Annotated in this window: 25 protein-coding genes and 1 riboswitch; of the genes, 16 read left to right on the plus strand and 9 right to left on the minus strand. The window is 44.8% G+C overall.

Going from position 1 to position 24,582, the window contains the following annotated elements; genetic code table 11:
• Positions 1 to 46: 46 nt before the first annotated feature.
• The 3 genes from AC2EXB_RS01840 (at position 47) to AC2EXB_RS01850 (ending at position 2,725) form a co-directional block, all read left to right on the plus strand.
• Positions 47 to 439 (plus strand): acyl-CoA thioesterase, encoded by a 393-nt coding sequence (locus tag AC2EXB_RS01840; RefSeq protein WP_483603280.1) that lies wholly within the window; start codon positions 47 to 49, stop codon positions 437 to 439.
• A gap of 112 nt (positions 440 to 551) precedes the next feature.
• Positions 552 to 653: riboswitch (purine riboswitch) on the plus strand.
• A gap of 153 nt (positions 654 to 806) precedes the next feature.
• A complete protein-coding gene (locus tag AC2EXB_RS01845; RefSeq protein ID WP_483603282.1) occupies positions 807 to 1,394 on the plus strand; it encodes a xanthine phosphoribosyltransferase in 588 nt (195 codons plus the stop codon).
• Positions 1,391 to 2,725: a nucleobase:cation symporter-2 family protein gene (locus AC2EXB_RS01850; protein WP_483603284.1), complete on the plus strand. Its 1,335-nt coding sequence runs from the start codon at positions 1,391 to 1,393 to the stop codon at positions 2,723 to 2,725. Before AC2EXB_RS01845 ends, AC2EXB_RS01850 begins: the two co-directional genes overlap by 4 nt.
• Positions 2,726 to 2,770: 45 nt before the next feature.
• Here the strand turns inward: AC2EXB_RS01850 and AC2EXB_RS01855 are convergent, their stop codons facing one another.
• Positions 2,771 to 3,766, minus strand: coding sequence for an alpha/beta hydrolase (locus AC2EXB_RS01855; protein WP_483603286.1), 996 nt, complete (start codon positions 3,764 to 3,766; stop codon positions 2,771 to 2,773).
• 194 nt (positions 3,767 to 3,960) lie between these two features.
• Between AC2EXB_RS01855 and AC2EXB_RS01860 the strand changes: the two genes are divergently transcribed.
• Together AC2EXB_RS01860 and AC2EXB_RS01865 are read left to right on the plus strand one after the other, a co-directional pair.
• Complete coding sequence (locus AC2EXB_RS01860; protein WP_483603288.1) at positions 3,961 to 4,632, plus strand: hypothetical protein; 672 nt, start codon at positions 3,961 to 3,963, stop codon at positions 4,630 to 4,632.
• A 51-nt stretch (positions 4,633 to 4,683) separates the two neighbouring features.
• Positions 4,684 to 5,622 (plus strand): ring-cleaving dioxygenase, encoded by a 939-nt coding sequence (locus tag AC2EXB_RS01865; protein WP_483603290.1) that lies wholly within the window; start codon positions 4,684 to 4,686, stop codon positions 5,620 to 5,622.
• 44 nt (positions 5,623 to 5,666) lie between these two features.
• Here the strand turns inward: AC2EXB_RS01865 and AC2EXB_RS01870 are convergent, their stop codons facing one another.
• Positions 5,667 to 6,575 carry a proline dehydrogenase family protein gene (locus AC2EXB_RS01870; RefSeq protein WP_483603292.1) on the minus strand — a complete coding sequence of 303 codons (909 nt, stop codon included), beginning with the start codon at positions 6,573 to 6,575 and terminating at the stop codon, positions 5,667 to 5,669.
• Positions 6,576 to 6,911: 336 nt separating this feature from the next.
• Here AC2EXB_RS01870 and AC2EXB_RS01875 point away from each other — a divergent pair, with 336 nt between their 5' ends.
• On the plus strand, positions 6,912 to 8,186 hold the full coding sequence (locus AC2EXB_RS01875; protein ID WP_483604706.1) for an acetamidase/formamidase family protein: 1,275 nt from the start codon (positions 6,912 to 6,914) through the stop codon (positions 8,184 to 8,186).
• A gap of 72 nt (positions 8,187 to 8,258) precedes the next feature.
• On the opposite strand, the gene AC2EXB_RS01880 is transcribed toward AC2EXB_RS01875, so the two are convergent.
• Complete coding sequence (locus AC2EXB_RS01880; protein ID WP_251477793.1) at positions 8,259 to 8,819, minus strand: shikimate kinase; 561 nt, start codon at positions 8,817 to 8,819, stop codon at positions 8,259 to 8,261.
• Positions 8,820 to 8,931: 112 nt separating this feature from the next.
• Here AC2EXB_RS01880 and AC2EXB_RS01885 point away from each other — a divergent pair, with 112 nt between their 5' ends.
• Positions 8,932 to 9,978, plus strand: coding sequence for a lactonase family protein (locus tag AC2EXB_RS01885; RefSeq protein WP_235197992.1), 1,047 nt, complete (start codon positions 8,932 to 8,934; stop codon positions 9,976 to 9,978).
• Between the two features lie 328 nt (positions 9,979 to 10,306).
• On the opposite strand, the gene AC2EXB_RS01890 is transcribed toward AC2EXB_RS01885, so the two are convergent.
• Complete coding sequence (locus AC2EXB_RS01890) at positions 10,307 to 10,636, minus strand: hypothetical protein (RefSeq protein ID WP_483603294.1); 330 nt, start codon at positions 10,634 to 10,636, stop codon at positions 10,307 to 10,309.
• A gap of 3 nt (positions 10,637 to 10,639) precedes the next feature.
• Positions 10,640 to 11,221, minus strand: a complete 582-nt coding sequence (locus AC2EXB_RS01895; protein ID WP_235197994.1) for an SCO family protein — start codon at positions 11,219 to 11,221, stop codon at positions 10,640 to 10,642.
• Positions 11,222 to 11,461: 240 nt separating this feature from the next.
• Here AC2EXB_RS01895 and glgB point away from each other — a divergent pair, with 240 nt between their 5' ends.
• From glgB to AC2EXB_RS01930, 7 genes are all read left to right on the plus strand, one after another.
• Positions 11,462 to 13,342: a 1,4-alpha-glucan branching protein GlgB gene (gene glgB, locus AC2EXB_RS01900; protein WP_483603296.1), complete on the plus strand. Its 1,881-nt coding sequence runs from the start codon at positions 11,462 to 11,464 to the stop codon at positions 13,340 to 13,342.
• Complete coding sequence (locus tag AC2EXB_RS01905; protein WP_235197996.1) at positions 13,339 to 14,487, plus strand: glucose-1-phosphate adenylyltransferase; 1,149 nt, start codon at positions 13,339 to 13,341, stop codon at positions 14,485 to 14,487. The genes glgB and AC2EXB_RS01905 overlap by 4 nt, the downstream gene beginning before the upstream one ends.
• Positions 14,484 to 15,509 (plus strand): GlgC family sugar phosphate nucleotidyltransferase, encoded by a 1,026-nt coding sequence (locus AC2EXB_RS01910; RefSeq protein ID WP_483603297.1) that lies wholly within the window; start codon positions 14,484 to 14,486, stop codon positions 15,507 to 15,509. Before AC2EXB_RS01905 ends, AC2EXB_RS01910 begins: the two co-directional genes overlap by 4 nt.
• Entirely contained in the window at positions 15,506 to 16,948 is a 1,443-nt protein-coding gene (gene glgA / locus AC2EXB_RS01915; protein WP_483603299.1) for a glycogen synthase GlgA, read from the plus strand. The genes AC2EXB_RS01910 and glgA overlap by 4 nt, the downstream gene beginning before the upstream one ends.
• Before the next feature lie 40 nt (positions 16,949 to 16,988).
• Positions 16,989 to 17,798: an SDR family oxidoreductase gene (locus AC2EXB_RS01920; protein ID WP_483603301.1), complete on the plus strand. Its 810-nt coding sequence runs from the start codon at positions 16,989 to 16,991 to the stop codon at positions 17,796 to 17,798.
• A 146-nt stretch (positions 17,799 to 17,944) separates the two neighbouring features.
• Positions 17,945 to 19,024, plus strand: coding sequence for an MBL fold metallo-hydrolase (locus AC2EXB_RS01925; RefSeq protein ID WP_483603303.1), 1,080 nt, complete (start codon positions 17,945 to 17,947; stop codon positions 19,022 to 19,024).
• 4 nt (positions 19,025 to 19,028) lie between these two features.
• Entirely contained in the window at positions 19,029 to 19,289 is a 261-nt protein-coding gene (locus tag AC2EXB_RS01930; RefSeq protein ID WP_483603304.1) for a DUF3006 domain-containing protein, read from the plus strand.
• Positions 19,290 to 19,339: 50 nt separating this feature from the next.
• Here the strand turns inward: AC2EXB_RS01930 and AC2EXB_RS01935 are convergent, their stop codons facing one another.
• From AC2EXB_RS01935 to AC2EXB_RS01950, 4 genes are all read right to left on the minus strand, one after another.
• Positions 19,340 to 19,639: a DUF3219 family protein gene (locus AC2EXB_RS01935; RefSeq protein WP_483603306.1), complete on the minus strand. Its 300-nt coding sequence runs from the start codon at positions 19,637 to 19,639 to the stop codon at positions 19,340 to 19,342.
• A 13-nt stretch (positions 19,640 to 19,652) separates the two neighbouring features.
• The gene (locus tag AC2EXB_RS01940; protein WP_483603308.1) at positions 19,653 to 20,825 is read right to left on the minus strand and encodes an acyl-CoA dehydrogenase family protein; all 1,173 of its coding nucleotides are present in this window, start codon (positions 20,823 to 20,825) and stop codon (positions 19,653 to 19,655) included.
• Positions 20,826 to 20,915: 90 nt separating this feature from the next.
• A complete protein-coding gene (locus AC2EXB_RS01945) occupies positions 20,916 to 21,980 on the minus strand; it encodes a YkvI family membrane protein (RefSeq protein ID WP_251477765.1) in 1,065 nt (354 codons plus the stop codon).
• A 274-nt stretch (positions 21,981 to 22,254) separates the two neighbouring features.
• Positions 22,255 to 22,581, minus strand: coding sequence for a YflT domain-containing protein (locus AC2EXB_RS01950; RefSeq protein WP_235198006.1), 327 nt, complete (start codon positions 22,579 to 22,581; stop codon positions 22,255 to 22,257).
• A 123-nt stretch (positions 22,582 to 22,704) separates the two neighbouring features.
• Between AC2EXB_RS01950 and AC2EXB_RS01955 the strand changes: the two genes are divergently transcribed.
• Together AC2EXB_RS01955 and AC2EXB_RS01960 are read left to right on the plus strand one after the other, a co-directional pair.
• Positions 22,705 to 23,439, plus strand: coding sequence for an MBL fold metallo-hydrolase (locus AC2EXB_RS01955; RefSeq protein WP_483603310.1), 735 nt, complete (start codon positions 22,705 to 22,707; stop codon positions 23,437 to 23,439).
• A gap of 144 nt (positions 23,440 to 23,583) precedes the next feature.
• On the plus strand, positions 23,584 to 24,555 hold the full coding sequence (locus AC2EXB_RS01960; RefSeq protein WP_483603311.1) for a cation diffusion facilitator family transporter: 972 nt from the start codon (positions 23,584 to 23,586) through the stop codon (positions 24,553 to 24,555).
• Positions 24,556 to 24,582 lie beyond the last annotated feature (27 nt).

Below are 24,582 nucleotides of genomic sequence, written 5' to 3' on the forward strand. Positions count from 1 at the left end.
GATAAGATGGGATTTAGTTAGTAGCTGCGAAAGGGAGTTGGAGTTTATGTATCAAACCACATTATCGCCAAGAGTTTCGGAGACGGACGGCGTCGGCCATATCAACAATACGACCCTGCCTGTCTGGTTCGAAGCAGCCAGAAATCCATTATTCAGCCTGTTTACACCGGACCACGATTTTGCGAAATGGAAAATGGTGATTGTCAAAACGACCTTGGAATTCGTTAAACAGATTTATTTTGGTACGGATGTGGAAGTGCGTGTCTGGGTGAAGAAAATCGGCAACTCCAGTTTAGAGCTGTATGAAGAGCTTTATCAGGACGGTCAAGTTTGCGCAAAAAACAGCGTAACCTATGTAAACTACAATCTTGCTGAGCAGAAATCCGAGAAAATTCCGGAAGAAATCCGTGCTGAACTTGAAAAGCATTTATACGTTTAGGCAGATCCTTGAGGCGCCGTAAGCGGCTGTAAAAGATCCAGTCTGCCGAATTATTCGAATTCTCTTTTATTTTCCTGTGGCTTGAAATAGCGGTTTAGCGTGCTATAATAAGACCATTCTAATAATATTCACTCATATAATAGCGGAAATAAGGTCCGCGAGTTTCTACCAGTTTGCCGTAAACGAACTGACTATGAGAAGCAACGAAATGTTGGGGAAGTGCCTTTTGCAAGAAAGGCATGTTTCTTTTCTATTTCCTTTCGAATTTTTAGCTCGAAGGACATTGCTCCACTCATGGTATGAATGGATGCGCGTTCTGAGGGCTATTTTTTATGCCTTCCGGCGTGATGAAAGGAGTGCTGACAGCATGAAACAGTTACAGGAGAAAATTTTAGCAGAAGGCAAAGTGTTATCGGAGTCCGTACTCAAAGTGGATTCGTTTTTAAATCATCAAATCGATCCGGCATTGATGCAGGCAATTGGAGAAGAGTTTGCTTCCCGGTTTGCAGATGAAGGGGTCACAAAAATCCTAACCATCGAATCTTCCGGGATTGCACCGGCTGTTATGGCAGGGCTAGTGTTAGGGGTTCCGGTCGTATTCGCCCGCAAACGCAAGTCGCTGACGTTGGTGGATGAGCTCTATACGGCAAGTGTCCATTCGTTTACTAAAAATGAAACAAATGATATCTCGGTTTCTAAAGCTTTTATCAGCAGTGAAGATGTGGTGCTGGTCATGGACGATTTCTTGGCGAACGGCCAGGCAGCACTCGGCTTAGTGGATATTGTTGAACAGGCAAATGCCGCTCTATCCGGTATTGGCATTGTCATCGAAAAAGGATTCCAAACAGGCGGAAATCTACTGCGCGGACGTGGGATTCGCGTAGAATCATTAGCAATTGTCTCGTCGCTGGAGAGCGGCAAAGTGGCATTTCTTGAGGAGGAGATTGTTAAATGAAAAAGTCTTTAGGTGCAGCAGCGTTAGGATTCCAACATTTGCTCGCGATGTATGCAGGCGCAATTTTAGTGCCTTTGATCGTAGGAGACGCCCTTGGACTTTCTTCAGGACAACTCACTTATCTCGTCGCAATTGATATTCTGCTTTGCGGAGTCGCGACTATCCTGCAAATCGTCAATAATCGCTTTTTCGGAATTGGGCTGCCCGTCGTTCTTGGCTGTACGTTTACAGCAGTCGGCCCTATGATTGCCATTGGCGGCGAATACGGCATATCTGCCATTTATGGATCGATTTTGGTTTCAGGGCTTATCGTTGTATTGATCAGCGGATTTTTCGGAAGCCTGGTTCGGTTCTTCCCGCCAGTAGTAACAGGGTCGGTTGTAACTATCATCGGAATCACTCTAATCCCAGTGGCCATCAATAATATGGGCGGCGGCCAAGGAGCGAGCGATTTCGGCTCTCTTCAAAACATCGCTTTGTCATTCGGAACTTTATTGCTCATCGTGCTGATTTATAAATTTGCGACCGGCTTCTTAAAAGCCATTTCCATTTTGCTTGGGATCGCAGCAGGAACAATTGCAGCAATCTTCATGGGAATCGTTGATTTTGCAGCTATTTCAGAAGCGTCTTATTTCCACATGGTGGAGCCGTTCTATTTCGGCGCTCCGACTTTTGAGTGGTCCGCCATTCTGACAATGACTTTAGTGGCCATGGTTTCATTAGTGGAATCTACTGGCACTTACTTTGCTTTGAGCGACATCACTGAGAAGAAATTAACTGAAAAAGATTTAGCTAAAGGTTACCGTGCAGAAGGGTTGGCGATCATTCTTGGCGGGATTTTCAACTCATTCCCTTACACGACATTTTCGCAAAATGTCGGCCTGATTCAAATGTCTGGCGTGAAATCACGGAAAATCATCTTGATTACTGGATTGATGTTGATTACACTTGGCTTCTTGCCGAAAGTGGCGGCTGCTACAACGATTATTCCAACAGCAGTTCTAGGCGGAGCGATGATTGCCATGTTCGGCATGGTGATCTCGCAAGGAATCAAAATGCTTAGCAAAGTCATTTCGGCTACTCCTGAAAACTCGATGATCATTGCTTGCTCGGTCGGCCTTGGCCTCGGCGTAACGGTAGTTCCCGAGATTTTTGCGCAATTGCCTTCAAGCATGCAGATTCTGACAAGCAATGGAATTGTAGCCGGAAGTGTCACAGCCATCGTCCTGAATATCCTCTTCAATATGCTGCCTTCGAAATCAAAGGCAAGAGAAGCGAAAAAAGAAAATATTTCGGTAGCTGTCGCGAAAAATGCAGCCCATAATAATTAACTGAACACACAAAAACGGGCCTGCTTTATGCAGAGCCCGTTTTTTTTAATGGCTATTGACGAATAAAAAATTCAAGGTTCTTTTCAAAGCCTCTTGAGCTTCTTCGGTATCTAGGGCATATTGATATTCGTGCTTCAATTGCTTATTGCTGCCTTCAAAAAAGAGGCTTTCCACTGGGACATTTTGATGAAGCAGCTGTTCTTTCAGTTCTTCGGATTGACTGACGAAAGGATCGGCATCACCGACCGTCATAAACACGGGCGGATAAGCTTCTGTGATGTGGTTAACCGTCGATAGCTCATCGATGCGTTCAAACGACTCGAAAACTTCAGTTCCGGTATAGGCAGCCAAAAAGTTTTCGAGATTCGGGAACTGGGTGGCACGCACCGTATCCATATCATATAAGCCACAAAACAGGACAGCACCTTTCAATTGCTCGGCATTTGCAGCAGGAAGAATATTCATTGCTGCTGCCAACTCGGCATTTGAAATGACCGCAGCAACTTGGCTGGAAATTTGCGCTCCAGCTGAATCCCCGCCGATAAAAAGCCGCTCCATGTCGCCGCCGTATTGCGCCGCATTCGCCATCAAAAATTCAATCGCTTCGTTTGCCTGGAAAATCGGTCCAGGGTATTTCTGTTCGGGTGCTAAAGCATAGTTGATATTGGCTACCACATAGCCCCCGTCAGCTAAAGTCATCGCATAGTCTTGCCGGCTGTCTTTAGAACCGCCGATATAGCCTCCACCATGGATCCATAGCACAACGGGAATGTTTTCGGATTGATTTTTAGGATAATAAATATCTAAAATAGCATCTTTCGTGTCACTGTATCTCAAGTTTTTTACGACTTCTACATTTTCCTGAATCTCAAAGAAATTGGGCGGCGGAGCATAAGCTGAGAAGCTTGCGACCTTTTTAGAAGCGGATGCATCGGAAGAGGTGACAATTTGATCGCCTATGAAAATAGACAGCATAAGCCCAATTAAAAAGAATGGAATCAACCATCTCCGTTTTCCGTAAAACAGCTCTTTTTTCTCCACTTTACATCCATCTCCCCGCAAGTTTCTTTCTCTTACCGCTAATTTCTATCTTAAGGTCCTGCCCTCAGAAAAAGACAGTGAATATTGTACCAATGTGACAAATATAACAAAAAAGTTTCATTTTGAAAAAGGATTGGCTCGATTCTCATAAGGGTATCTTAGTAGTTGAGCGATTTTGACGGGATGTGATGAACGTGTTTGGATTGGCTGATTTGTTATCATTAATTATTTCTGCATTTATTATTCTGCCCGTTGTGATTTTCATTAGAGAAACCGGTTATTTGCTGGTCAGTGCCATTTTTGGCGTGAAAAATCCGAGGCTGACAATCGGTTCTGGCCCACGCATCGTTAAGATTTGGATGTTCGATATCCGGAAGTACTACCATTTATACAGTTGGTATTCTTATGACGATTTGCGTTCGAAAGGGAAGATTGCCTATACCCTTATCTATGCCGGACCTATTTTAATCAATATGGCCGTTGCATTTGCGATAAACGCGATGCTTGCTAACGGCCTGCTCGAAGAATACAGAACTTTTTGGGATCGTTTTGTTTTCTATGCTTTTTATTATGTTCTTTTTGATATTGTGCCGATGAAAACGGCGAATGGCAAACCCAATAATGGATTGATCATTTATGAAATGCTGCGCTACGGCAGAAGAACGGATTATAACGAAGAGCCTTTCATTCCATCTACTACCGAAGTTGAAGAGCAGTACCAGGAAGAGATGGAGCATATTGAAGAGCTGAAAGAGCAGCAGAAGGAACAAATAGAAAAGGAAACCGAAGAGGAAAAGCAAAAATTAGAAGAGCAGAAAGAGCTTGAAAAAGAAAAGTTGGCCAAGCAAAAAGAGAATAGCGAGTAAAGCCAAAATGGTACGATAGAATGGAGAAAAGAGTTGAAGGAGAATGATAGCATGGTGAAACGAACGGCAGGGATCCATCACATTACAGCGATTGTCGGAAACCCACAGGAAAATGTGGACTTTTATGCAAGTGTTTTAGGACTAAGGCTAGTAAAGAAAACAATCAACTTTGACGATCCGGGAACTTATCATCTTTATTTTGGCAATGAAGGCGGAGATCCGGGAACCATCATAACGTTTTTCCCTTGGGACAACGCTTATAAAGGAAGAATCGGTGACGGCCAAGTTGGTATAACTTCCTACGCGGTTCCTGCGGGAGCGCTTGGCTTCTGGGAAGAACGGTTAGCCCATTATCAGGTTGATTATGAAAAAGTGAGCCGGTTTGGAGAAAGTTCGCTGCGCTTTGATGATCCGCACGGCCTCCATTTGGAGATTGTCGAGAGAAGCATGGGTGAGTTGAATAGCTGGAGTTTTAATGGAGTGAAACGGGAAGCTGCGATAAAAGGATTTGCAGGTGCGACGCTTTTCACTTCACGAGCGGAAAAGACAGCTGAATTGCTTGAACAGGTGCTTGGATTTGAAAAAGTCGGAGAAGAAGGCGAATTTATTCGTTTTCGCTCAACCGCGGAAATCGGCAATATGATTGACGTGAAAACTACCTCTTCAGGAACCGGCCAAATGGGCGTCGGTACGGTTCACCACATTGCTTGGCGTGCGATGGACGATGCGGACCAATTGGATTGGAAAAATGAAATTGAAGCTTACGGGCTTGGCGTGACGCCTGTACAAGACCGCAGCTATTTCAATGCGATTTACTTCCGGGAGTATGGCGATTTGTTATTTGAAATTGCGACGGATCCTCCTGGCTTCGCTATTGACGAATCTCCGGAAAGCCTTGGCGAATCGCTGATGCTGCCAAAACGGTATGAACAATACCGAAGCGGATTGATGAATGACTTGATCCCGATTAAGGTTCGTGAAAGGGAATAAATGACAATAGGAAGAGCGCTTTGGAAAAATCCAAAGCGCTTTTTTTATTTGGAGATCAAGCTCTTTAAAGCCAAATTGATGTTTTGCGGGCGTTCAGCTAACCGGCGCATATAATAGCCGTACCAGTCCTGGCCGAAAGGAACGTATGTCGTGAAAGCATAGCCTTCTTGGGCCAATTCTTTCTGCAGTTCGGACCGGAATCCGTAAAGCATTTGGAATTCAAAACGGTCGCGTGGGATTTTGTTTTCTTTTACGAATTTCTTCACTTCATGGATGATGACATGGTCGTGCGTCGCGATAGACGTAAACACATCTTGCTGGAGCCGGATCTTGATCAATTTCAAATAATTATTGTCGATATCTTGTTTGCTTTGATAAGACACTTCAGAAATCTCTTTATAAGCTCCTTTGACTAGACGCAAGCGGACATGTTGGAGGGATTCCAAATCTTTTTCAGACCGGAATAAGTAAGATTGGATCACGGTCCCAACGTTATCGTAGTCTTTCAGCAATTCATGAAGAATATCAAGCGTTGGCTGAAGATGGCTATAGTCTTCCATATCGATATTGATGAAGATAGCATAGTCAGCGGCGGCAGCTACAATTTCTTTCATATTTTCCAAACAGAACTTGTGGTCGACATCCAAGCCGACTTGGGTCAGTTTGACAGACATATGGGCAGCGACGCCATGTTTTTGGATCGCTTCTATCGTTTCAAGGATTTGCATTTTTGCTTCAAGTGCTTCTTCGCGGTTAAAAACAAATTCACCTAAATTATCAATGGTAGCGCCGATGCCTTCAGCATTTAACTTTTTAACGGATTTCATCATGCTGTCGATATCGGTTCCGGCTACCACTTTGCCGGCTCCTAATTTAAGACCCCATTTTTTAGCTCCGCTATTCAACACTTGGTTTTTGGACAAGGCAATAAAAAAATCTCTTGTTAAACTCACTGTTTTTCCTCCTATGCATATGGAAACGTTTTCAAGAGCGGCGGATAAAAAATCCTCCAAACTTGTATGAAAGACCGTAGGCTCATGGGTTATTTCTTAAGTGGATGGGTGATGTACTTCAATCCCTTTTTCATTATAATCGATAGCTTGGATTCTACCTAACTTAAGCTAGCTGATAAAAAGAAAGTGAAAGTGGAAAAAAGGAAAGAGTGGATCGGGAGAAACAGTGGGAGCAGTATGATTGTCAGCTTTTGGAGATTGCCGTATACTCAAATTGACAGAATAGTCAAACTAACAGGGGGAGTTAAGTTGAGCGGAAAAACATCGGAAACGGTAATGGTCAATCAATACATCAATGGCGTGTTGGATCCGAACTTGGAAATGTTAGGCCCCGTAAAGAGCGGAGGGCATATCATCGCACATACAGCGCCTGGCTGCTGGGGCCCGATGATTACGCCTTGCATCCGAGGCGGGCATGAAGTGACAAAACCGGTTTTTGTGGAAGGCGCAGAACCGGGGGATGCCATTGTCATCAAGATAAAATCCATTGAAGTGACCTCGCTTGCCACGTCTTCTGGAAATGACAGTCCTGTTGAAGGGCGTTTTCTGGGAGATCCGTTTATTGCCGTGAAATGTCCAGGATGTGGAACTTTGTATCCGGATACAGTGATTAAAGGCACCGGAAGCGAAGCGATCCGCTGTGCTAATTGTGATGCAGACGTCACCCCTTTTGTGTTTACGAATGGCTACACGATGTTCTTTAGCGAAAAAGGCGATGTCGGCATAACGCTGAACCAGGAAGCTGCAGAAATGATTGCCCAGGATGGGCGGGCGTATATGAAAACGCCTGATGCTTCTGTCCAAAATCCGATTGTCACTTTTGCGCCGCACGATTTGGTCGGGACCATTGCACGGATGCGTCCATTTTTAGGGCAGCTTGGGACGACACCGTCACGGCCAATCCCAGACTCCCACAATGCCGGCGATTTTGGTTCGTTTTTAATCGATGCACCTCACGAATATGTCAGCACCCAAGAAGAGCTGGATACGCATCGGACAGATGGCCATATGGATATTAGCCGCGTCAGAGCGGGCTCGGTATTGATTTGCCCAGTGAAAGTGCCGGGCGGCGGGGTTTATCTTGGAGACATGCATGCGATGCAAGGCGACGGCGAGATCGCAGGGCATACGTCTGATGTAGCGGGAATTGTCCATTTGGAAGTCCATTTGCTGAAGGGATTGAATAATGACGGTCCGATTCTTTTGCCGAATGTGGAAGATTTGCCGTATACGGCTAAACCTTTTACCGCAGAAGAGCGATTATCTGCTCAACGGATTGCAGAGAAGTGGAATGTCCCGCAGCTGGAAGAATCATTGCCAATTTCATTCATTGGGACTGGGCCGACTTTGAATGCAGCTACAGACAATGCATTGGAACGGGCAGCTACGATGTTCCATGTGGAGGTGCCGGAAATAATGAACCGGGCGACCATAACCGGTTCGATTGAAATCGGCCGCCATCCTGGAGTCGTAACCGTCACCTTCCTCGCACCGGAATCTTATTTAAAAGAAGCCAATCTGTATGATTTAGTAAAAGCTCAGTATCGTTAACATAAAAAAGGGATGGCGCCCGATTGATGGCCGCCATTCCTTTTGCTTTATCTTTTATATTCCCGCGGATTTTCAGCCAGGCTGCGGAGCATGAATCTCCCAAGACAGCTTCAGCGCATCAGCCAAATAGTCTGCTGCTTCTTCGGCATCAAAATGGTCCACTTGAAATTTCGAATGGTTCAGCGAATAAATGGCCTGCCTTTCGACAAAAAGTTTCTGGATGTCTTCTATGGATCGATCTTGAAGGAGTGGCCGGTTGTCTGAGAGGATGTGGATGCGTTCTTTCCAAGAATCCCAGCTGATGTCTAAAAACAACACGATGCAATCCGCTAAACAGATTTCACGGATTTCTTGCTGCAAAAATGCTCCGCCGCCAACTGAAATAACATAAAGAGGCTGTTGGCTGTAAAAATGAATCAGCTCTTTTTCTTTTTTCCGGAAGGTTTTTTCACCGAACTTCTCGAAAATAAGGGGGATGGGCATGCCGAATTCTTTTTCGATTTCTGCATCAATGTCCACAAAGCCCCGATACAATTTTTTTGCGAGCAATTTTCCGACAGTCGTTTTTCCAACACCCATAAAACCGATGCAGACAATGCTTTTTTCGCGGATGGATAATCCGAACTTTCTCATTGGCGACCACTCTTTTCTAAAATAATTGTACGAGCAATTTCTTCTCAAAGCTTACTTTACACCACACACTTGAAAAACTCACGGAAATTCTATAAAAGCAGGGAGGAAGAAAATGAACCATACATATTTAGTGACCGGATCGTATTCAAACGCTGAGGAGCAAGGCATCAAGCTTTGGGAATTTAATCATCAATCTGGCAGCTTAACTGAAATTGCGGGCACTTTCGGTATTGATCGCCCTTCTTTTTTAGCTATCCATCCAAACGGGAAAAGCTTTGCTGCAACAAGTGAAGTGGGAGACGGCGATTTAGTCGCATACGAATTTGCTGGCAAGCCGCCCATGTTAAAAGAAATCAATCGGCAGCCAGCCAATGGCGATCATCCGGCCCATGTGTGCATCGATCATTCAGGCAAATGGCTGCTCGCGGCCAATTATTCTGGCGGCAACGTAAATGTGTATCCCTTACTTGAAGATGGCTCAATTGGCAATCGGACCGATTCTGTCAAACATAAAGGCAAAGGGACAAACTTAAAAAGGCAGGATGCTCCCCATCCGCATTCTGTTTTTCAACTGCCGCAAAGTGATCAATTTATCGTCTCGGATTTGGGGACAGATACGCTTTACATTTACAGGCTGGACCAAAAAACAGGAAAGCTGGAACTTAGGCATTCGATACAAGCGCCTGCCGGTTCCGGCCCCCGCCATTTAACTTTCCATCCGTCGCTGCGATGCGTTTATTCATTAGAAGAACTTGCTTCCTCATTAACTGTCTATGAACTGGACAGTGAAGAAAATTTAAAACCAGTGCAGCATATATCCTTGCTGCCGGACGAATTCGATGGCGAGAACACAAGTGCAGAAGTCAGGGTTTCTGAAGATGGCCATCATTTATATGCTTCGAATAGAGGCCATGACAGTTTAGCTGTATTCGCTATCGGACAAGAGGGTAGAATAGAGTTGAGAGGATTTTCGCCAAGCGGCGGAGAAGGTCCAAGGCATTTCGAGCTGATTTCCGGCGGACAATGGATGATAGCAGCCAACGAGCGATCGCATAATTTAGCTGTGCTGAAAATCGGGAAGAACGGGATGCCCGAGCTTACTGGGGAAATAGTGGAAACTAAAGCACCCGTATGTGTTAAACGCATCGGAGGAATATAAAAAGCAGCGACAGGGCATTTTTACTCTGTCGCTGCTTTTTTATTAGTTGCCTGTCGAACCTGAATGGCTGTTTCCGTTTTTCAGTGTCCAGCTCCGCCGCCTAGCCGCTCGAGGTCGCTTCAGTCTTATCTGCAATGGCAAAAGGCGCCATTTCCGATAAGACTTCCAGCGCTTGTCGCGGCTTGCAAGGCGGCTCCGCTTTTCAGTGTCCAGACTTCCACAGCCAGGTTCTCGGGTCATAAGCTAAGCTAGCTGTGCGGCAAAGAACGCCGCTTCGCCAGCTCGTCTTATGCCTGTCGAACCTAAGCGGCTGTTTCCGCTTTTCTAATCACCAATCCATCGAGTCTTTTTCTCTGATGCCAAGCTCTTTAAGCAAGCTGATGAAAGGGCTGTCGTTATTTCCTTTGAAGGATTCTTCTGTGCATGTGGAGTGGGGCGGATATTGAAGTTCTTCCGCCTTTTCCAATGTCGAATCTTCAAGGAAGTTCGTAGCATCCGCCTCGTCGAAGCATGACGGCGCAATGTACGTGTGGTGCGTATGTTCAAGGATGACGCGTGTGCTTGGCGATGGCGAATTCTCACGCGGCAAAAAGAAAAACACGAGTAAGGCGGCCGCAGCTATCAAGCCAATCAGCATACTGATTCTTTTTTTATTCATCTTTTATTCCTCCGCAAGCAAAATTTCTGCATCCGCTATTATTTCTTCAACGGGCGGATTGACGCCATTATAGTCTTTCATGATGACACCGTTTTTGTCGACAAGGAAAAAGGATGTGCCATGCAACACTTGGTCATCGTTTGCCGGTTTGCGGGCAATCGTCTTGAAATTCTCCATGGCGAAAGCATCAATCTTCTCCGGTGAATAGCCGGTTAACAGATTCCACGAAGCAAAATCCGCTCCGTAGTTTTCCGCATAGGATTTCAAAATTTCTGGACTGTCGACAGTTGGGTCGACGCTGAAAGAAACAATCTGGACATCGAGTCCTTGTTCTTTAAACTGATTTTGCAAGTCCACCATATTCGCTGTCATTGGCAGGCAGACAGTCGTGCAATTCGTGAAAATGAAATCGGCCAGCCAAACTTCGCCTTTTAAATCGGCAAGTCCCATTTCCTCATTGTCTTGATTGGTGAAATTAAAATCTTCTATTTTCCATTCCAATGGATCTTCAATGCCTTTGCCGCAGCCGGCAAGCAATAAAATGAAAAGCAATATGAGTAAGGTCAGTAATCTATTTCGCAACATTTCTCGCCCTTCCTATCGTAAGCTATCTTCCCTAAGCGTAGTAGAATTTCTGCCCGTAAACAAGTCCTTATGCGTTTAAATATGTGTAGATACTGAGAACTCCTCAGTGTTTGCGCTAATCTGCTTTCTTATTTTCACTGTTTTTCAATTATTCCGATTTTTCACAAGGGTTTTACATGGACTGTGTAGAATAAAGTTAATTGGGGCAAGGGAAAGAATGACGATTTGGAGGTGCTTCTCGTGGACTATGATAAGACTTCTCTGAATGAGAAGGAAGCGGCAAAATTCCATAATGGGCAAATGTACGATGCTTATCGATATTTCGGCCCGCATCTGAATGGCGAGGAGACCCGGTTTACTGTTTGGGCACCGGACGTAGCCAAAGTGGCTGTCATCGGCACAGCTGCTGGAGCGCAAGAATCGGAACGTTTTGAGATGAAGCCATTGCCATTTGATCCAAGTATTTGGGAAGTCCTGATTCCTCGGAATCTTGCTGGATTTATATACAAATATGATATTGAAACGATTGAGGGCGAACGGATCGGAAAATCCGATCCTTATGCGCGGTCCAGTGAAATGAGGCCGGACACATGTTCAATTGTTCCAACTGATTCTGTATTTAAATGGAGCGAAGAAGTTTTACAGCAAAAACAGCAACTCTTCCAAAATCATTTTGAAAAGCCTCTAGCGATTTATGAATTACATATGGGAACGTGGAAGAGAGCGCCAGACGGATCTTTTCTGACGTACCGGGAAATCGCTGAAGAATTGATTCCTTATGTTAAAAAACACGGTTTTACTCATATTGAAATATTGCCGATCACGGAACATCCTTTGGATGAATCGTGGGGCTACCAAACGACGGGTTACTTTGCGCCAACAAGCAGGTACGGCACGGCGGAAGACCTGAAATATTTCATCAACGAATGTGCCAGGAACGGTTTGGGTATATTTTTAGACTGGGTACCCGGCCATTTTTGCCAAGATCTGCATGGGTTGGTTTTATTCAACGGGAGGCCGCTTTACGAAGACCGCCGGAAGGAAAGGCGGAAGAATCCCGAATGGGGGACCATGAACTTTGATGTTCAAAGAGGCGAAGTCGTCAGCTTTCTTTTATCGAGTGCGCATTATTGGCTAGACGAATTCAAATTCGACGGGTTCCGGATGGATGCCTTGATGAAATTATTGTTTGTACCGAACGACCCAAGACGCATACACAATGAAGAAGGCGCAGACTTTTTGAGGCAATTGACTTCCAGCATCAAGCTGCATCATCCTTCAGCCATCTTAATCGCAGAAGATGCCTGGCATTATCCAAATGTGACTGGCAAAGCCGAAGACGGGGGAATCGGCTTCGATTACAAATGGAATTTTGGCTGGATGCATGACACTTTAAGCTATATGGAGACGCCTCCTGAAGAACGATCTGAAAAACATCAAAAATTGAATTTTTCACTTATGTATTATTACGATGAACGCTATGTGTCGATATTTTCTCATGATGAAGTGGTCCATGGGCAAAAGTCGCTGCTGAATAAATTGCCGGGAAGCAAAGAAGAAAAGTTCCATCAATTGCGGTTGCTTTTGGCTTTCTGGATTACGCATCCGGGAAAAAAACTTTTATTCATGGGCCAGGAATTCGGGCATGACGACGAATGGAAATTCCAGCCGGAGTTGGACTGGTTCTTATTAGACCAGCCATCCCATCGCCAAATGGACTTTTTCACAAAAGAACTATTGGCTTTTTATAAAAGCGAGAAGGCCTTATTTGAACTCGATAATGACCGGATGGGCTTTGAATGGCTGGATCCTGATAATCATGAACAAAGTGTTCTGGCCTATATCAGGAGAGGAAGAGCGCCGGAAGCTGAATGCATCGTAGTCGGAAATTTTTCAAGCCAAGATTACAGTGGATTCGAGGTAGGCGTTCCGCAGCTGGCTTCCTATGAATGCGTTTTTTCAACAGCGTCGCCTTTATACGGTGGATGGGGTACTGAAAAAGGGGAAGTGGCTGCTAGAAGCGTTCCGATTGATGGCCAAAGCCAATCAATTGCCATTGAATTGCCGGCTTTTGCAATGCAGATATGGAAGAAAAAATCGGATGGGAGTGAAAAATCATGAAAAATAAAGTGGTGGCTATGTTACTCGCTGGGGGGCAAGGGAGCCGGTTGAAATCCTTAACCTACAATATTGCCAAACCTGCAATTCCGTTCGGAGGAAAATACCGGATCATTGATTTTCCGCTATCGAACTGCATGAATTCTGAAATTCATACAGTCGGCGTCTTAACGCAATACCAGCCTCATGTACTCCATAATTACATCGGACAGGGAATTCCATGGGATTTGGATAGAAGAAGCGGCGGCGTCACCATGCTTACTCCCTATACAGAGATGGGCGGGCTTAAATGGTACGACGGTACAGCAAATGCGATCTACCAAAACATGCATTATCTGGCTGAACAAGACCCCGAATACGTGCTGATTTTATCAGGGGACCATATTTATAAGATGAATTATCAAACCATGCTTGAATTCCACAAAGAACAAAAAGCGGATGTCACGATCTCAGTTATCGAAGTTCCATGGAAAGAAACTCACCGCTTTGGCATCATGAACACCGATGACCAGATGAACGTAAAAGAATTCGTTGAAAAACCGGAAAATGCAGAAAGCAATTTGGCTTCGATGGGGGTTTACATCTTTAATTGGCAAAAACTCAAAAAGTATTTACAGTTGGATAATGAAAATGAAAATTCTTCGCATGATTTTGGAAAGAACATCATCCCGCTTATGCTCGAGAACAATGAAAAGATGGTCGCTTACCCGTATAAAGGCTATTGGAAAGACGTAGGAACCGTAGACAGCCTTTGGGAAGCCAATATGGATTTGCTGGATGAAACTTCAGGCTTGAACTTGCATGATCCGGGATGGCGGATTTTCTCCTCCAATCCGCAGCTGCCGCCGCAGTTTATCGGTGAACACGGCGTCGTCCAGGATTCCTTGGTCAATGAAGGCTGTGTCATCGAAGGAGCAATCGAAAAATCGGTCATTTTCCAGGACGTCCAGGTTGACGAAGGCGCGTCGCTCAAAGAATGCGTCGTGATGAGTGGCGTGAAAATCGGCAAAGGTGCCCAGCTTCAGCGTGTCATCATTCCGCCGGGGTTGTCGATTCCTGAAAACTATCAGATTCCCGATCAAAAAGAAGAAATTGTTTTATTGACAGAAGAGGTCTTAGAGAACTGGGGAAGAGGTGAAGGTCTATGAGATTAATGGCAGTTATTGATGCATCTGTAAGGATGTCTGGCCTGGAAGATTTAACGATGTACCGTTCAACGGCATCAATCCCTTTTTCCGGACGGTACCGGCTCATCGATTTTGCCTTGTCGAATGTGGTAAATTCGAATATTAATCTTGTCGGCGTTTTTCCCGCTTATCCATTTGTTTCTTTGCTCGATCATATCGGAGTGGGCAAAAGCTGGGATTTGAATCGCCGGAAAGACGGCTTGTTTTTCCTTCCGGGTTCCCAGAAAGCGGGCAATTACGTCAGCGTCGGCGCCTTCTCCATGCTAGGTGAACATCGCCAGTTTTTCGCCAAAAGCAAGCAGGAACACGTCGTCATCACCAATTGCTTTACAGTGGCCCAACTGGATTTCGATGACATGCTGGATGCCCATCTGGCTTCGGGCATGGATATCACAGAAGCTATCTGTGACGATGGCACCCATTTGAAAAGTTACATCCTTTCCAAAAAATTGCTTGTTGAATTGATGGAAAGCTATGAAGAAAAGAAAATCATCAGCATTGAAGATGTAGTAAACCGTAAAAAAGCGCCTTATACATTCAATACGTATACACATGATGGATTTGTTGCGGTTATCGATTCGACAGAAAATTATTTCAGGTCCGCGATGTCCTTATTAGAAGCTGGGCAAAGGGAAAAGCTATTTCTAAAAGACCGTCCCATTTATACAAAAGTGAAAGACGAGCCTCCGACAAAGTATTTAAAGGGATCCCAAGTGAGCCAAGCATTGATCGGAAACGGCTGCACGATTGCTGGAAGTGTAAAGAAAAGCATTATTAGCCGTGCCGTTTTAATCGAAGAAGACGCCCAGTTGGAGAATTGCATCATCATGCAAAAAAGCAGAGTTGGGAAAAACTGCGAACTCACTTGTGTAATTGCCGATAAAGAAGTGCAGATAGACGACGGGGTCGTATTAAAAGGGACATGGCAGCACCCCATTGTTCTCCGCAAAGGTGAGCGGGTGACAAAGGAGGATGTTCAATGAGAATTGCGATGGCTGCAGCAGAATGCGCTCCTTTCGTAAAAACTGGCGGACTCGCTGATGTTATGGGAGCCTTGCCAAAAGCGCTTGCGGAACTTGGCCATGAAGTAATGGTGATCTTGCCGAAATACACGTTGATTTCAGCAGAACAAGAGAAGGAGTTTCAATTCAAAGGAGATCTTGAAGTGCCTTTTAAAGGGCAAAGAGAGATCTACCCTATTTTTGAATATTGGATGAACGGCGTCCAATTCGTTTTTGTGGAAAATGATGCTTTTTATGGACGCGACCAAATATATAGCCAACCAGATGATGCCGAGCGTTTTGCATTTTTCAGCCGTGCGGTATTGGCTGTGATGGAAGCGGAAACCGAAGCTTTCGATATTTTGCATGTCCAGGATTGGCACACGGCCATGCTGCCGCTTCTGTTAAAAGAAGATGAACGTTATGCCACGCTCCACTCGAAGACAAAAACGGTTTTGACCATCCACAACCTTCAATTCCAAGGCTATTATCCCAAAGAAACGGCCACTCAAGAATTTGAGCTGGCGGAGCGTTATTTTGATGATGGCCTAATTGAATGGCGCGGCAACTTCAATATGTTGAAAACGGGGATCTTATACGCAGATCTAGTGACGACCGTCAGCCCTTCTTACCGGGATGAAATTCTTACTGAATCTTACGGAGAGAACCTGCAAACGCTCCTTCAAGAGAGGGCGGAAGATTTAATCGGCATATTGAACGGAGTCGATACCGTTTCTTATAATCCGGCAGCTGATTTGATGATTGAAATGCCTTATGACCAGACGACCATGGAAAGAAAAGCGGTCAATAAGAGGGCTGTCCAACTCCGGTTTAATTTACCGGAACGGGGAGATATTCCACTGATGACGATGGTTTCCAGGCTAGCTGGACAAAAAGGAATTGATGTTTTAGAAGAGACTTTGCCGAATATATTGAAAACGCAGGACGTGCAAGTTGTGTTGCTCGGCTCAGGTGAAGAGAAATACGAGCAGTTTTTCCGTCAGCTGGCTGAAGAATTTCCAGATAAAATAGCGGTCCATATTGGATTTGATGAAGAGCTCGCCCACTTGCTTTATGCAGGCGCAGATATTTTCCTGATGCCATCCCATTTTGAGCCTTGTGGTTTAAGCCAATTGGTCTCTATGATTTATGGCACTGTCCCAGTAGTGAATAAAACCGGAGGCTTAAAAGACACGGTGGTGGAGTATGATGTAGTGCTGCGCTCAGGAAACGGCTTTTTAAGTGATTTCACTGAGCAGGAAAGTTTTGAAGATGCATTAAAGCGTGCTTTGAAGATGTATCATCAAGGCGAGCATTGGGAAATCATTAAACGGAATGGCATGGATGGCGATTATAGTTGGAGCCGTTCTGCCGGAGAATACAGTCGATTATATGAAAAACTAGTCAATAAGCAAGGATAGGGAAATACTGGGCTAAGGTGAAGCGAGGAGGAGGAGACGGATGGCAGATCTAGATTTCAATAACACGGATTTAGAGGGTTATAAAGCGAGCGGTGCGCTTGAAGGGAAAGTGGCTATTATTACAGGCGCAAACAGTGGGATTGGCCGAGCAGTGGCCATTGCATACGTTAAAGAAGGCGCTAAAGTAGTGATCGGTTATTTAGACGATGAAGATGCAACAGCCGAAACTTTGGAAGTCATCAAAAGCTACGGGGGAGAAGCGAAAGCCTTGAGCGGTGATCTTAGGAAATCGGAAAACTGCGATAAACTGGTTCAATTTGCACTCGAGTCGTTCGGCCAAATTGATATTCTGGTAAATAATGCAGGCTACCAATATCCGCAGACCTCTCCGACCGACATTACAGATGAACAGTTGCTGAAGACTTTCGAAATCAAAGCTTTTGCGATGTTCTATTTAGTCAGAGCCGCCCGTCCCCATCTAAAAGATGGCGCACGTATCATCAATACCGCCTCAATCAATGCGTACCGGGGCCATTCAGATCTCATCGACTATTCCGGAGCGAACGGTGCCATGGTTTCCATGACGCGTTCTCTAGCCCGCCGTTTTGTCCGCGAAGGAATTGCGGTAAATGGAATTGCTCCAGGACCTGTGTGGACGCCATTGATCACGAAGACTTTTGGCGATATCAACCCTGACGTAGGAGAAGACTTCGGCAAGGACGTGCCAGCAGGACGCTCGGCGCAGCCTTATGAATTGGTAAAGGCTTTCGTCTTTTTAGCAGATCCGCAAAATTCATACATGACAGGCCAATTCCTTCATATGAACGGTGGAGATTTCATGTCAACTTGATTTAAGGGAAGTTATAAAAGGCTGCAAGAGAACTTCTTTTGCGGCCTTTTGCTATGCACATATTTAATATTCCTGCCTTTAACGCGAATAGAGAACGGCCATCAGTGGGTATGGTAAAATGCCACTATGGAAAGAGGAGAGGGATCTTGAAAAAGAACATTTCGATTTTATTAATTGCGGTTATCCTGATTGGAGTTTTAGCATATCAATTGTTTCAACAGAAGGAAGAAGGGGAGATCCGGAATTCGGCAGCTCTAGAGGATGAGCTTGCCGTACATTATATAGATGTCGGCCAAGCAGATTCCACTTTATTGGAAGTGGATGGTTATGCCATTCTGATTGATGCAGGTGATTGGAACAGCACAGCTGCGATCGATTATTTAAAAGAGTTGCAGCTGGAGAAAATCGACATTGCAATCGGTACTCATCCCGATTCGGATCACATTGGCCAGCTAGCTTCCATTGTTGAACAGTTTGATGTAGGGGAAGTGTGGATGTCAGGCAACGAAAGCACCTCCAATACATTCATCAGCACATTAGAAGCGATTGATGAAACCGGTACGGACTATTACGAACCGCGCAGCGGAGAAGTTTTCGATGTCGGCCCGATTCAACTGGAAGTTCTTTATCCCGAAGAAATCACCGGAAAAGCCAACGAAGAATCGATTTCATTGAAAGTGACGTTTGGAGATATCCGCTTGGTCTTCACCGGTGATACGGGTATTAAAGAAGAACAGAATATGATTGACAGCGGCGCTGATTTGGACGCAGAAATTCTTCATCTTGGCCACCATGGGTCGAATACATCGACGAGCCGCGCGTTTTTAAAAGCTGTATCTCCGGAAGTCGCCATTTACAGTGCGGGCATCGACAATTCCTATGGCCATCCGCATGCCGAAGTCATTGCCTCAGTGGAGAACGAAGGCGCTGAAGTTTACGGCACTGATGTGAACGGAACGATTGTGCTGCGGACAGACGGAAACAGCTACGAAATCGAAACAGAGAAAGAAGGAATCGCTGTTGAAGGAAAAAATCGCTGCATTGATCTGAATCGTGCTTCTTCAGCTGAACTTCAGGAAATCGAAGGCATCGGTCCGGCTTTCGCTGAAGACATCGTAAAAAGCCGTCCGTTTGTTTCGCTTGAAGAGCTTAAAGAGATCAAAGGCATTGGGCAAGGGAAGCTGGAGGATATTAAAGACCAAGGCCTCGCTTGTGTAGGGGAGTGATTGAATGAAAGGGATGCTGAACCGGATTGAAGATGGATGGGCGGTCATTCTCATAGAAGAAGAGCAAAAGGAACTCCTGCTTCCTGTCAGTCATTTGCCGGAAGGAAGCGAAGTGAATTCATGGTTTGAGATTGAGTTGGACGGAGATAAGCTTTGTTCCATTTCTTTGGACGAAGAAAGCAGAGCAGCAAAAGAAAAAGAAGCTCGGGATCTAAGAAGAAGGTTGAGAAGAAGGAGCGGCAGCAGCCGGTTCAAAAGAAGATAGGAAATCAAAAAGGAAGCCCCAGCAATATGCCGAGGCTTCCTTTTTGATTTCTATACTTTTTCCGTCAATTCCAGGTGATAGTCAGCTACTTCGTTTGGATTGTAAAGGTTCGTAGTATCTGTTGAATAGTTCGAGATGGCAGCTTGGAAGTCCAAGTTTTTTTCTGGAACTTGAACCCGGAATTCCATGCCGTATAATAGCACAGCGATATCGTGGTAATCTTCGCTCGTCACGTTGAAATCGATGATAATCTTTTGCAAAGGCTTGCCGGAAACGTTATCAGTCACGTGTTCTTCCGTATAGTAGAAAGCTTGGATAACTGTCTCGTTAAGGTGTACTTGAGTCGTCAATTTGCTTCACTCCTTATTTATTGGCTGAATTCTCATGTTGTTCTTTTTGGATGGACTGGATGGCTTGGCTTGCAAGTTGCGCTTTGACCATGTCCTCCATTGGCGGATTATACAGGCCTGCCCGGATATTCACATAATGGCGATGCATCGGGTTGGCCTCTGATAAGGCCCTAGAACCGACAATTTTCATCGCCTTATCGACGATGCCGATAGCTGCCTGAGTGACGGCGATTTTCGTTACATTCAATGCTTCATCCATCGCAGCTTTATCGCTTGCTTGAAGATAGCGTTCAACTGTTCCGTATAGCAAATGGCGGGCAGTTGTCAGCTCCAGCTCCATTTCGCCGATGAGGTGCCGGATATTCGGAGTTTCCGAAATCGGCTTCCCGAGAGAAGCGGGTTCGTAGGAAGAGGCGAATTCAATCGCTTGCGTCCGGGCGGCAGCAGCAATCCCGATATAACAAGCAGGAATATGGAGCAGCCAGCCTTTACCGGCAGTTCGGGCATTGCCCGGCTTTAAGATGAATGAAGAAGGAATCCTTACATCTTCCATCACTAACGTATGGCTTGCTGTTCCTCTCATGGCTAGCATATCCCAAGTTTCATCGATTGAAACCCCTTCTGCTTTGCGCGGAATGATAAAGGTTTCGACTTGTTCCTCATTCACTGTGGCGGTCACGAAGATGAAATCGAGGACAGGCGCCATAGAGGTATAGGTTTTTTCGCCGTTGAGCACCCACTCATCGCCTTCTTTTACAGCAACGGTCCGGGGAAGCGCACCGCGTGCTGGGCTTCCAGCATTATTTTCAGTGGCCGCCGTATTGATTAAGGCACCTTTTCGGATTTCTTCTGTAAGCCAGGCTGCACTGTTTTCGTGCCAATGCCGGTTTTCGGCGTATTCCAAAACGATTCCAGTATGCCAGCCGATAGAAAGGCCGGTAGCTCCGGAAGCTTGCGAAATCGCTTCTTGTGCAAGTATGTACTCATAGAGGCCGAAGCCTTGCCCGCCCATATCTTTTGGCAAAGTGAGTGTATGGTAGCCTATTTGCTTTAACTCTTTAATATTTTCATAAGGGAAAGATCCCATTGCGTCCAACTCCGGCTCGCGCTTTTGAAAAGCAGGAGTTAATGCACGAATTTGGTTAATCAATTCTCGCTGTTGGGAAGTTTTAGTAAAAGTGTCCATAAAAAAGTTCTCCTTCCGGAATGCTCTATTAAAACCATAACATGAAAAGCCGCCAAAGCAGTTGATGTATGCTTTGGCGGCTTATAGAAGTTATTTATTCATTATTGTCTGGGTGTTTGGCTTTTTAAAATCGGCATAAACCAATGCAGCTACCAGGAAGAATCCGAGATAACCGACCACGGGATAAAATTCATTGACGAGTTTTGTAAAGCCGACAAAACTTAAGGCAAAGGAAACGATGCCGACAATTACGACAAACCCTTTGAATTTAGGCGTACCGGATGAAACAAAGCGAGCTGAGAATGCATAGATCATACTGACCGCAGTATTGTAAATCATGCCAAACAAAATGATCGACATGAACACACCTAAGGTAGGAGAGATGTCATTGGCGATTTGAAGCATCGGCATTTCCGCATCGCCTACACTGTCTATTTTTGAAAAAATAGCTAGATGGCTGAGAATAATTAAAACTCCAAGGCCAAGGCCTCCGAACAATCCTCCACGAGCAGCGATTTTTTCATCTTTTTCTGTGCTTCCCATGACGATGGCCATGGAAGCTCCAACTGCAATATTAAAGGATGCATAATTTAATCCTGACAAGAACCAATTGGAAACAGCCGAAAGTTTTTCTTTCGCGATTGGATCTAATGCGGTAAAAGATGAATCGCCGGTAGCTAGACTGTAAACGGCTAAAAGGACGACCATCAAAATAAGAAATGGCGTGATGCTGCCGATGATCGCGATGACTTTTTCTACATTGAGCATAATCGTCAAGATGACAAGCACTGTCATGAGAGTGCTTCCAAGTACTGCTGGCAAGTCGAATTGCTGCGAAAAAATAGAACCGGCTCCGGCAATCATGACTACTCCGACGCCGAATAAAGTTAAGATAATTATGTAATCAACAATTCTTCCTAAGATCTTTCCACTGATTCCGTAAATGACTTCCTTATGTGAAGGCTGCTGCATCCGGCTTCCAAGCCGTGTCAAATTCATTCCCAAATACGCAAATAGGGCTGTCGACATAAGAGCGGCAAAAATCCCCATGATTCCGAAACTCGTAAAATATTGCAGGATTTCTTGTCCAGAAGCGAATCCCGCACCGACAATGATGCCGATAAAGGCGCTCCCCATTTTCAAACTCTTGATCATAAATTTCCCCCTTGAGGCTTTTCTAACAAAAGTTTACTTTAACTATTCGTAGTTAGAAAATTAACCTTTTTCAAATATAGCAAATAGTTATAAATGACACAATGGACAAGATGATACAGAACTCCGGATATGCCTATTTTACTAACACTTCAAAGTATATTTATAAGAGAAAGAAAGAGGACTGAGAATAAAAGTTATTTCAAGATAAAAAAAGAAGGGGGCAGGCAATAAAAGACATAAAAAACCCTCTTGCCATTCAGCAAGAGGGAAGGAATTAATTGTTTTTATTCGCAATGATCACGAGTTTGCCTTTATCTAATTCTTCTTCGTAATCAGCAGCTTCTTGTTCTGTTGCTCCAGCGGCTGCCATTTTAGCGCGAAGCTCATCACCGCGTGAAACGGTCATGTTTTTCATGCTATCTAGGAATCCTTGTTCTTTCATGCCGACGCTTTCCGTATCCAATGCTTTGGAAATGTCTTTTTCGCGGTTTTTATCATGTGCGAAGATGTAAATGTCGTCGTGCGTGAATCCTTGTGTCTGTAATTTTTCGATTTCTGATTTTGCTTGCACTGCATTTTCTACTGTTAGTTTTACTGTCAAAGTAATCCCTCCAAGTTTTATCTTCTCCCTTTCTATATACCCCGAGCGAATTCCTTTAAACAAACTTTAGATAAACGGCTGGGTTATAATAGAGAAATAAAATAAAACGAGAGGGGTACATTTATGAAAATTACAACAATTGGAATTTGGGGCGGCTATCCGAATAAAAACGAAGCGACTTCTTCCTTTCTAATAGAAGAGGAAGGATTTCGCTGCCTAGTGGATTGTGGAAGCGGTGTATTGGCCGCTGTACAAAATTATACCGAATTAAAAGATCTCGATGCAGCAATCATCAGCCATTATCATCCAGACCATATTGCCGATATTGGGGTTTTGCAGCATGCAGCGATGGTCGGCATGCAGTTAAAAGAGTGGGAAACTCCATTTCCGATTTATGCCCATAACCGCGACCAGGAAATGTTTGCGGGCCTTTCCTATAAAGGCGTGACTGAAGGAAAAATGATTGAAGCAGGCCAACCTCTTCTGCTTGGGCCGTTCGAAGTCTCTTTTTGCGAAACCATTCATCCGGTTTATTGCTTGGCAATAAAATTTACAGCAAAAGGAAAGTCAGTGGTTTTTACAGCGGATACCGAATGGAAAGATGAGCTGATCGATTTCTCGCGCCATGCAGATTTGCTTGTATGTGAATCAAATTTGTATGAAAAATATAGAGGCGTCATTAAAGGGCATTTGAGCGGGGAGCAAGCAGGTGAACTGGCTGAGCGTGCTGAGGCCAAGAAATTGAGGCTCACTCATTTGCCGCAATACGGCGAACTGGAAGAAATTCTTGAAGCTGCACGTTCCAGCTATAGCGGCAATGTAGAATTCGCAAAAATAGGGGCTGTCTACGAAATTTAAGGCAGTTTCAAAAAAAGAGGGTTCCGAAAAAATCGGTGCTCTCTTTTTCATGGGTTTCTACTGCTCCAGTGCAGGGAAATAAAATAGAAATGCTTGCTAAATTTACACACGAATAATTTGGTTGAGAAGAATGGAGGATTTCATATGAAAGAATTTTTGGGCTTACTAAAAGGGGGGAACAAGTCTGCTTTTTGGGCAGCAATTGTTAATACGGCGGTAGCTGTCATTAAAACAATCGCTTATCTCATTACGGGAAATGTGGCGATGTTCGCCGAAATGATGCACAGCTTTGGAGATGCAGCGAACCAATTGTTCGTCTTTATCGGTTCGGCATTGAGCAAAAAAGCGCCAACCGAAAAATTTCCAGGCGGTTTTGGGCGCCTAGTCAACTTAGTGCTATTAGGAGCGGTGCTTATTGTCGGAGTGCTGGCCTATGAAACCATTATCGAAGGGATCCATCACATTTCGGATACGGTCCACACAGAAGATTGGTTCTGGTTGAACATCGGAGTGCTAGGTGCTTCTGCTCTTTTAGAAGCTTTTGTGCTCAATAAAGCCATGAAAGAAATAACGGAGCACCTGCCGAAAGAACAAACAAGCGGTTTAAAGTACATCCCGCTTAGCTATAAAAACGTAAAAGGGGCTAAGCCTGCGACCAAACTCGTTTTCCTGGAAGATAATGTGGCAGTAGGAGGAGCCGTTTTGGCTTTGGGCGCTATTGTCATTTCCACTTATACGCCTTTCCATAGTGCGACCGGGTATGCTTCAATCATTATCGGTATCATGCTCATTCTCGTAGTAGGACGGGTTTTCCTGGACAATGCGGCTGGTGCGCTTGGAGTGGCTGATGTTAAAATGCAGGCCCGAATCGGCGCGAAAGTTCTGCAGCACCCACAAGTTGCCGATATTCAAGACCTTGATGTCATCAAAGAAGGAGACCATTTCCACGTGGAATTGAAATTGGAAGTGGACCCTGGCATGACGATTGCCGAAGCGGATGATTTACGGGATTACATTGAAAAGCGGATTATGGATGGCGTCCAAGGAGTGACAGATGTCATCATTGAATTTGATGAAGACGATCAAATTCCTACGTGGATGAATACAACTAAATAATTTGAAGCTGCAAGCAGATAGCTTGTC

The organism is Planococcus alkaliphilus (assembly GCF_057031095.1).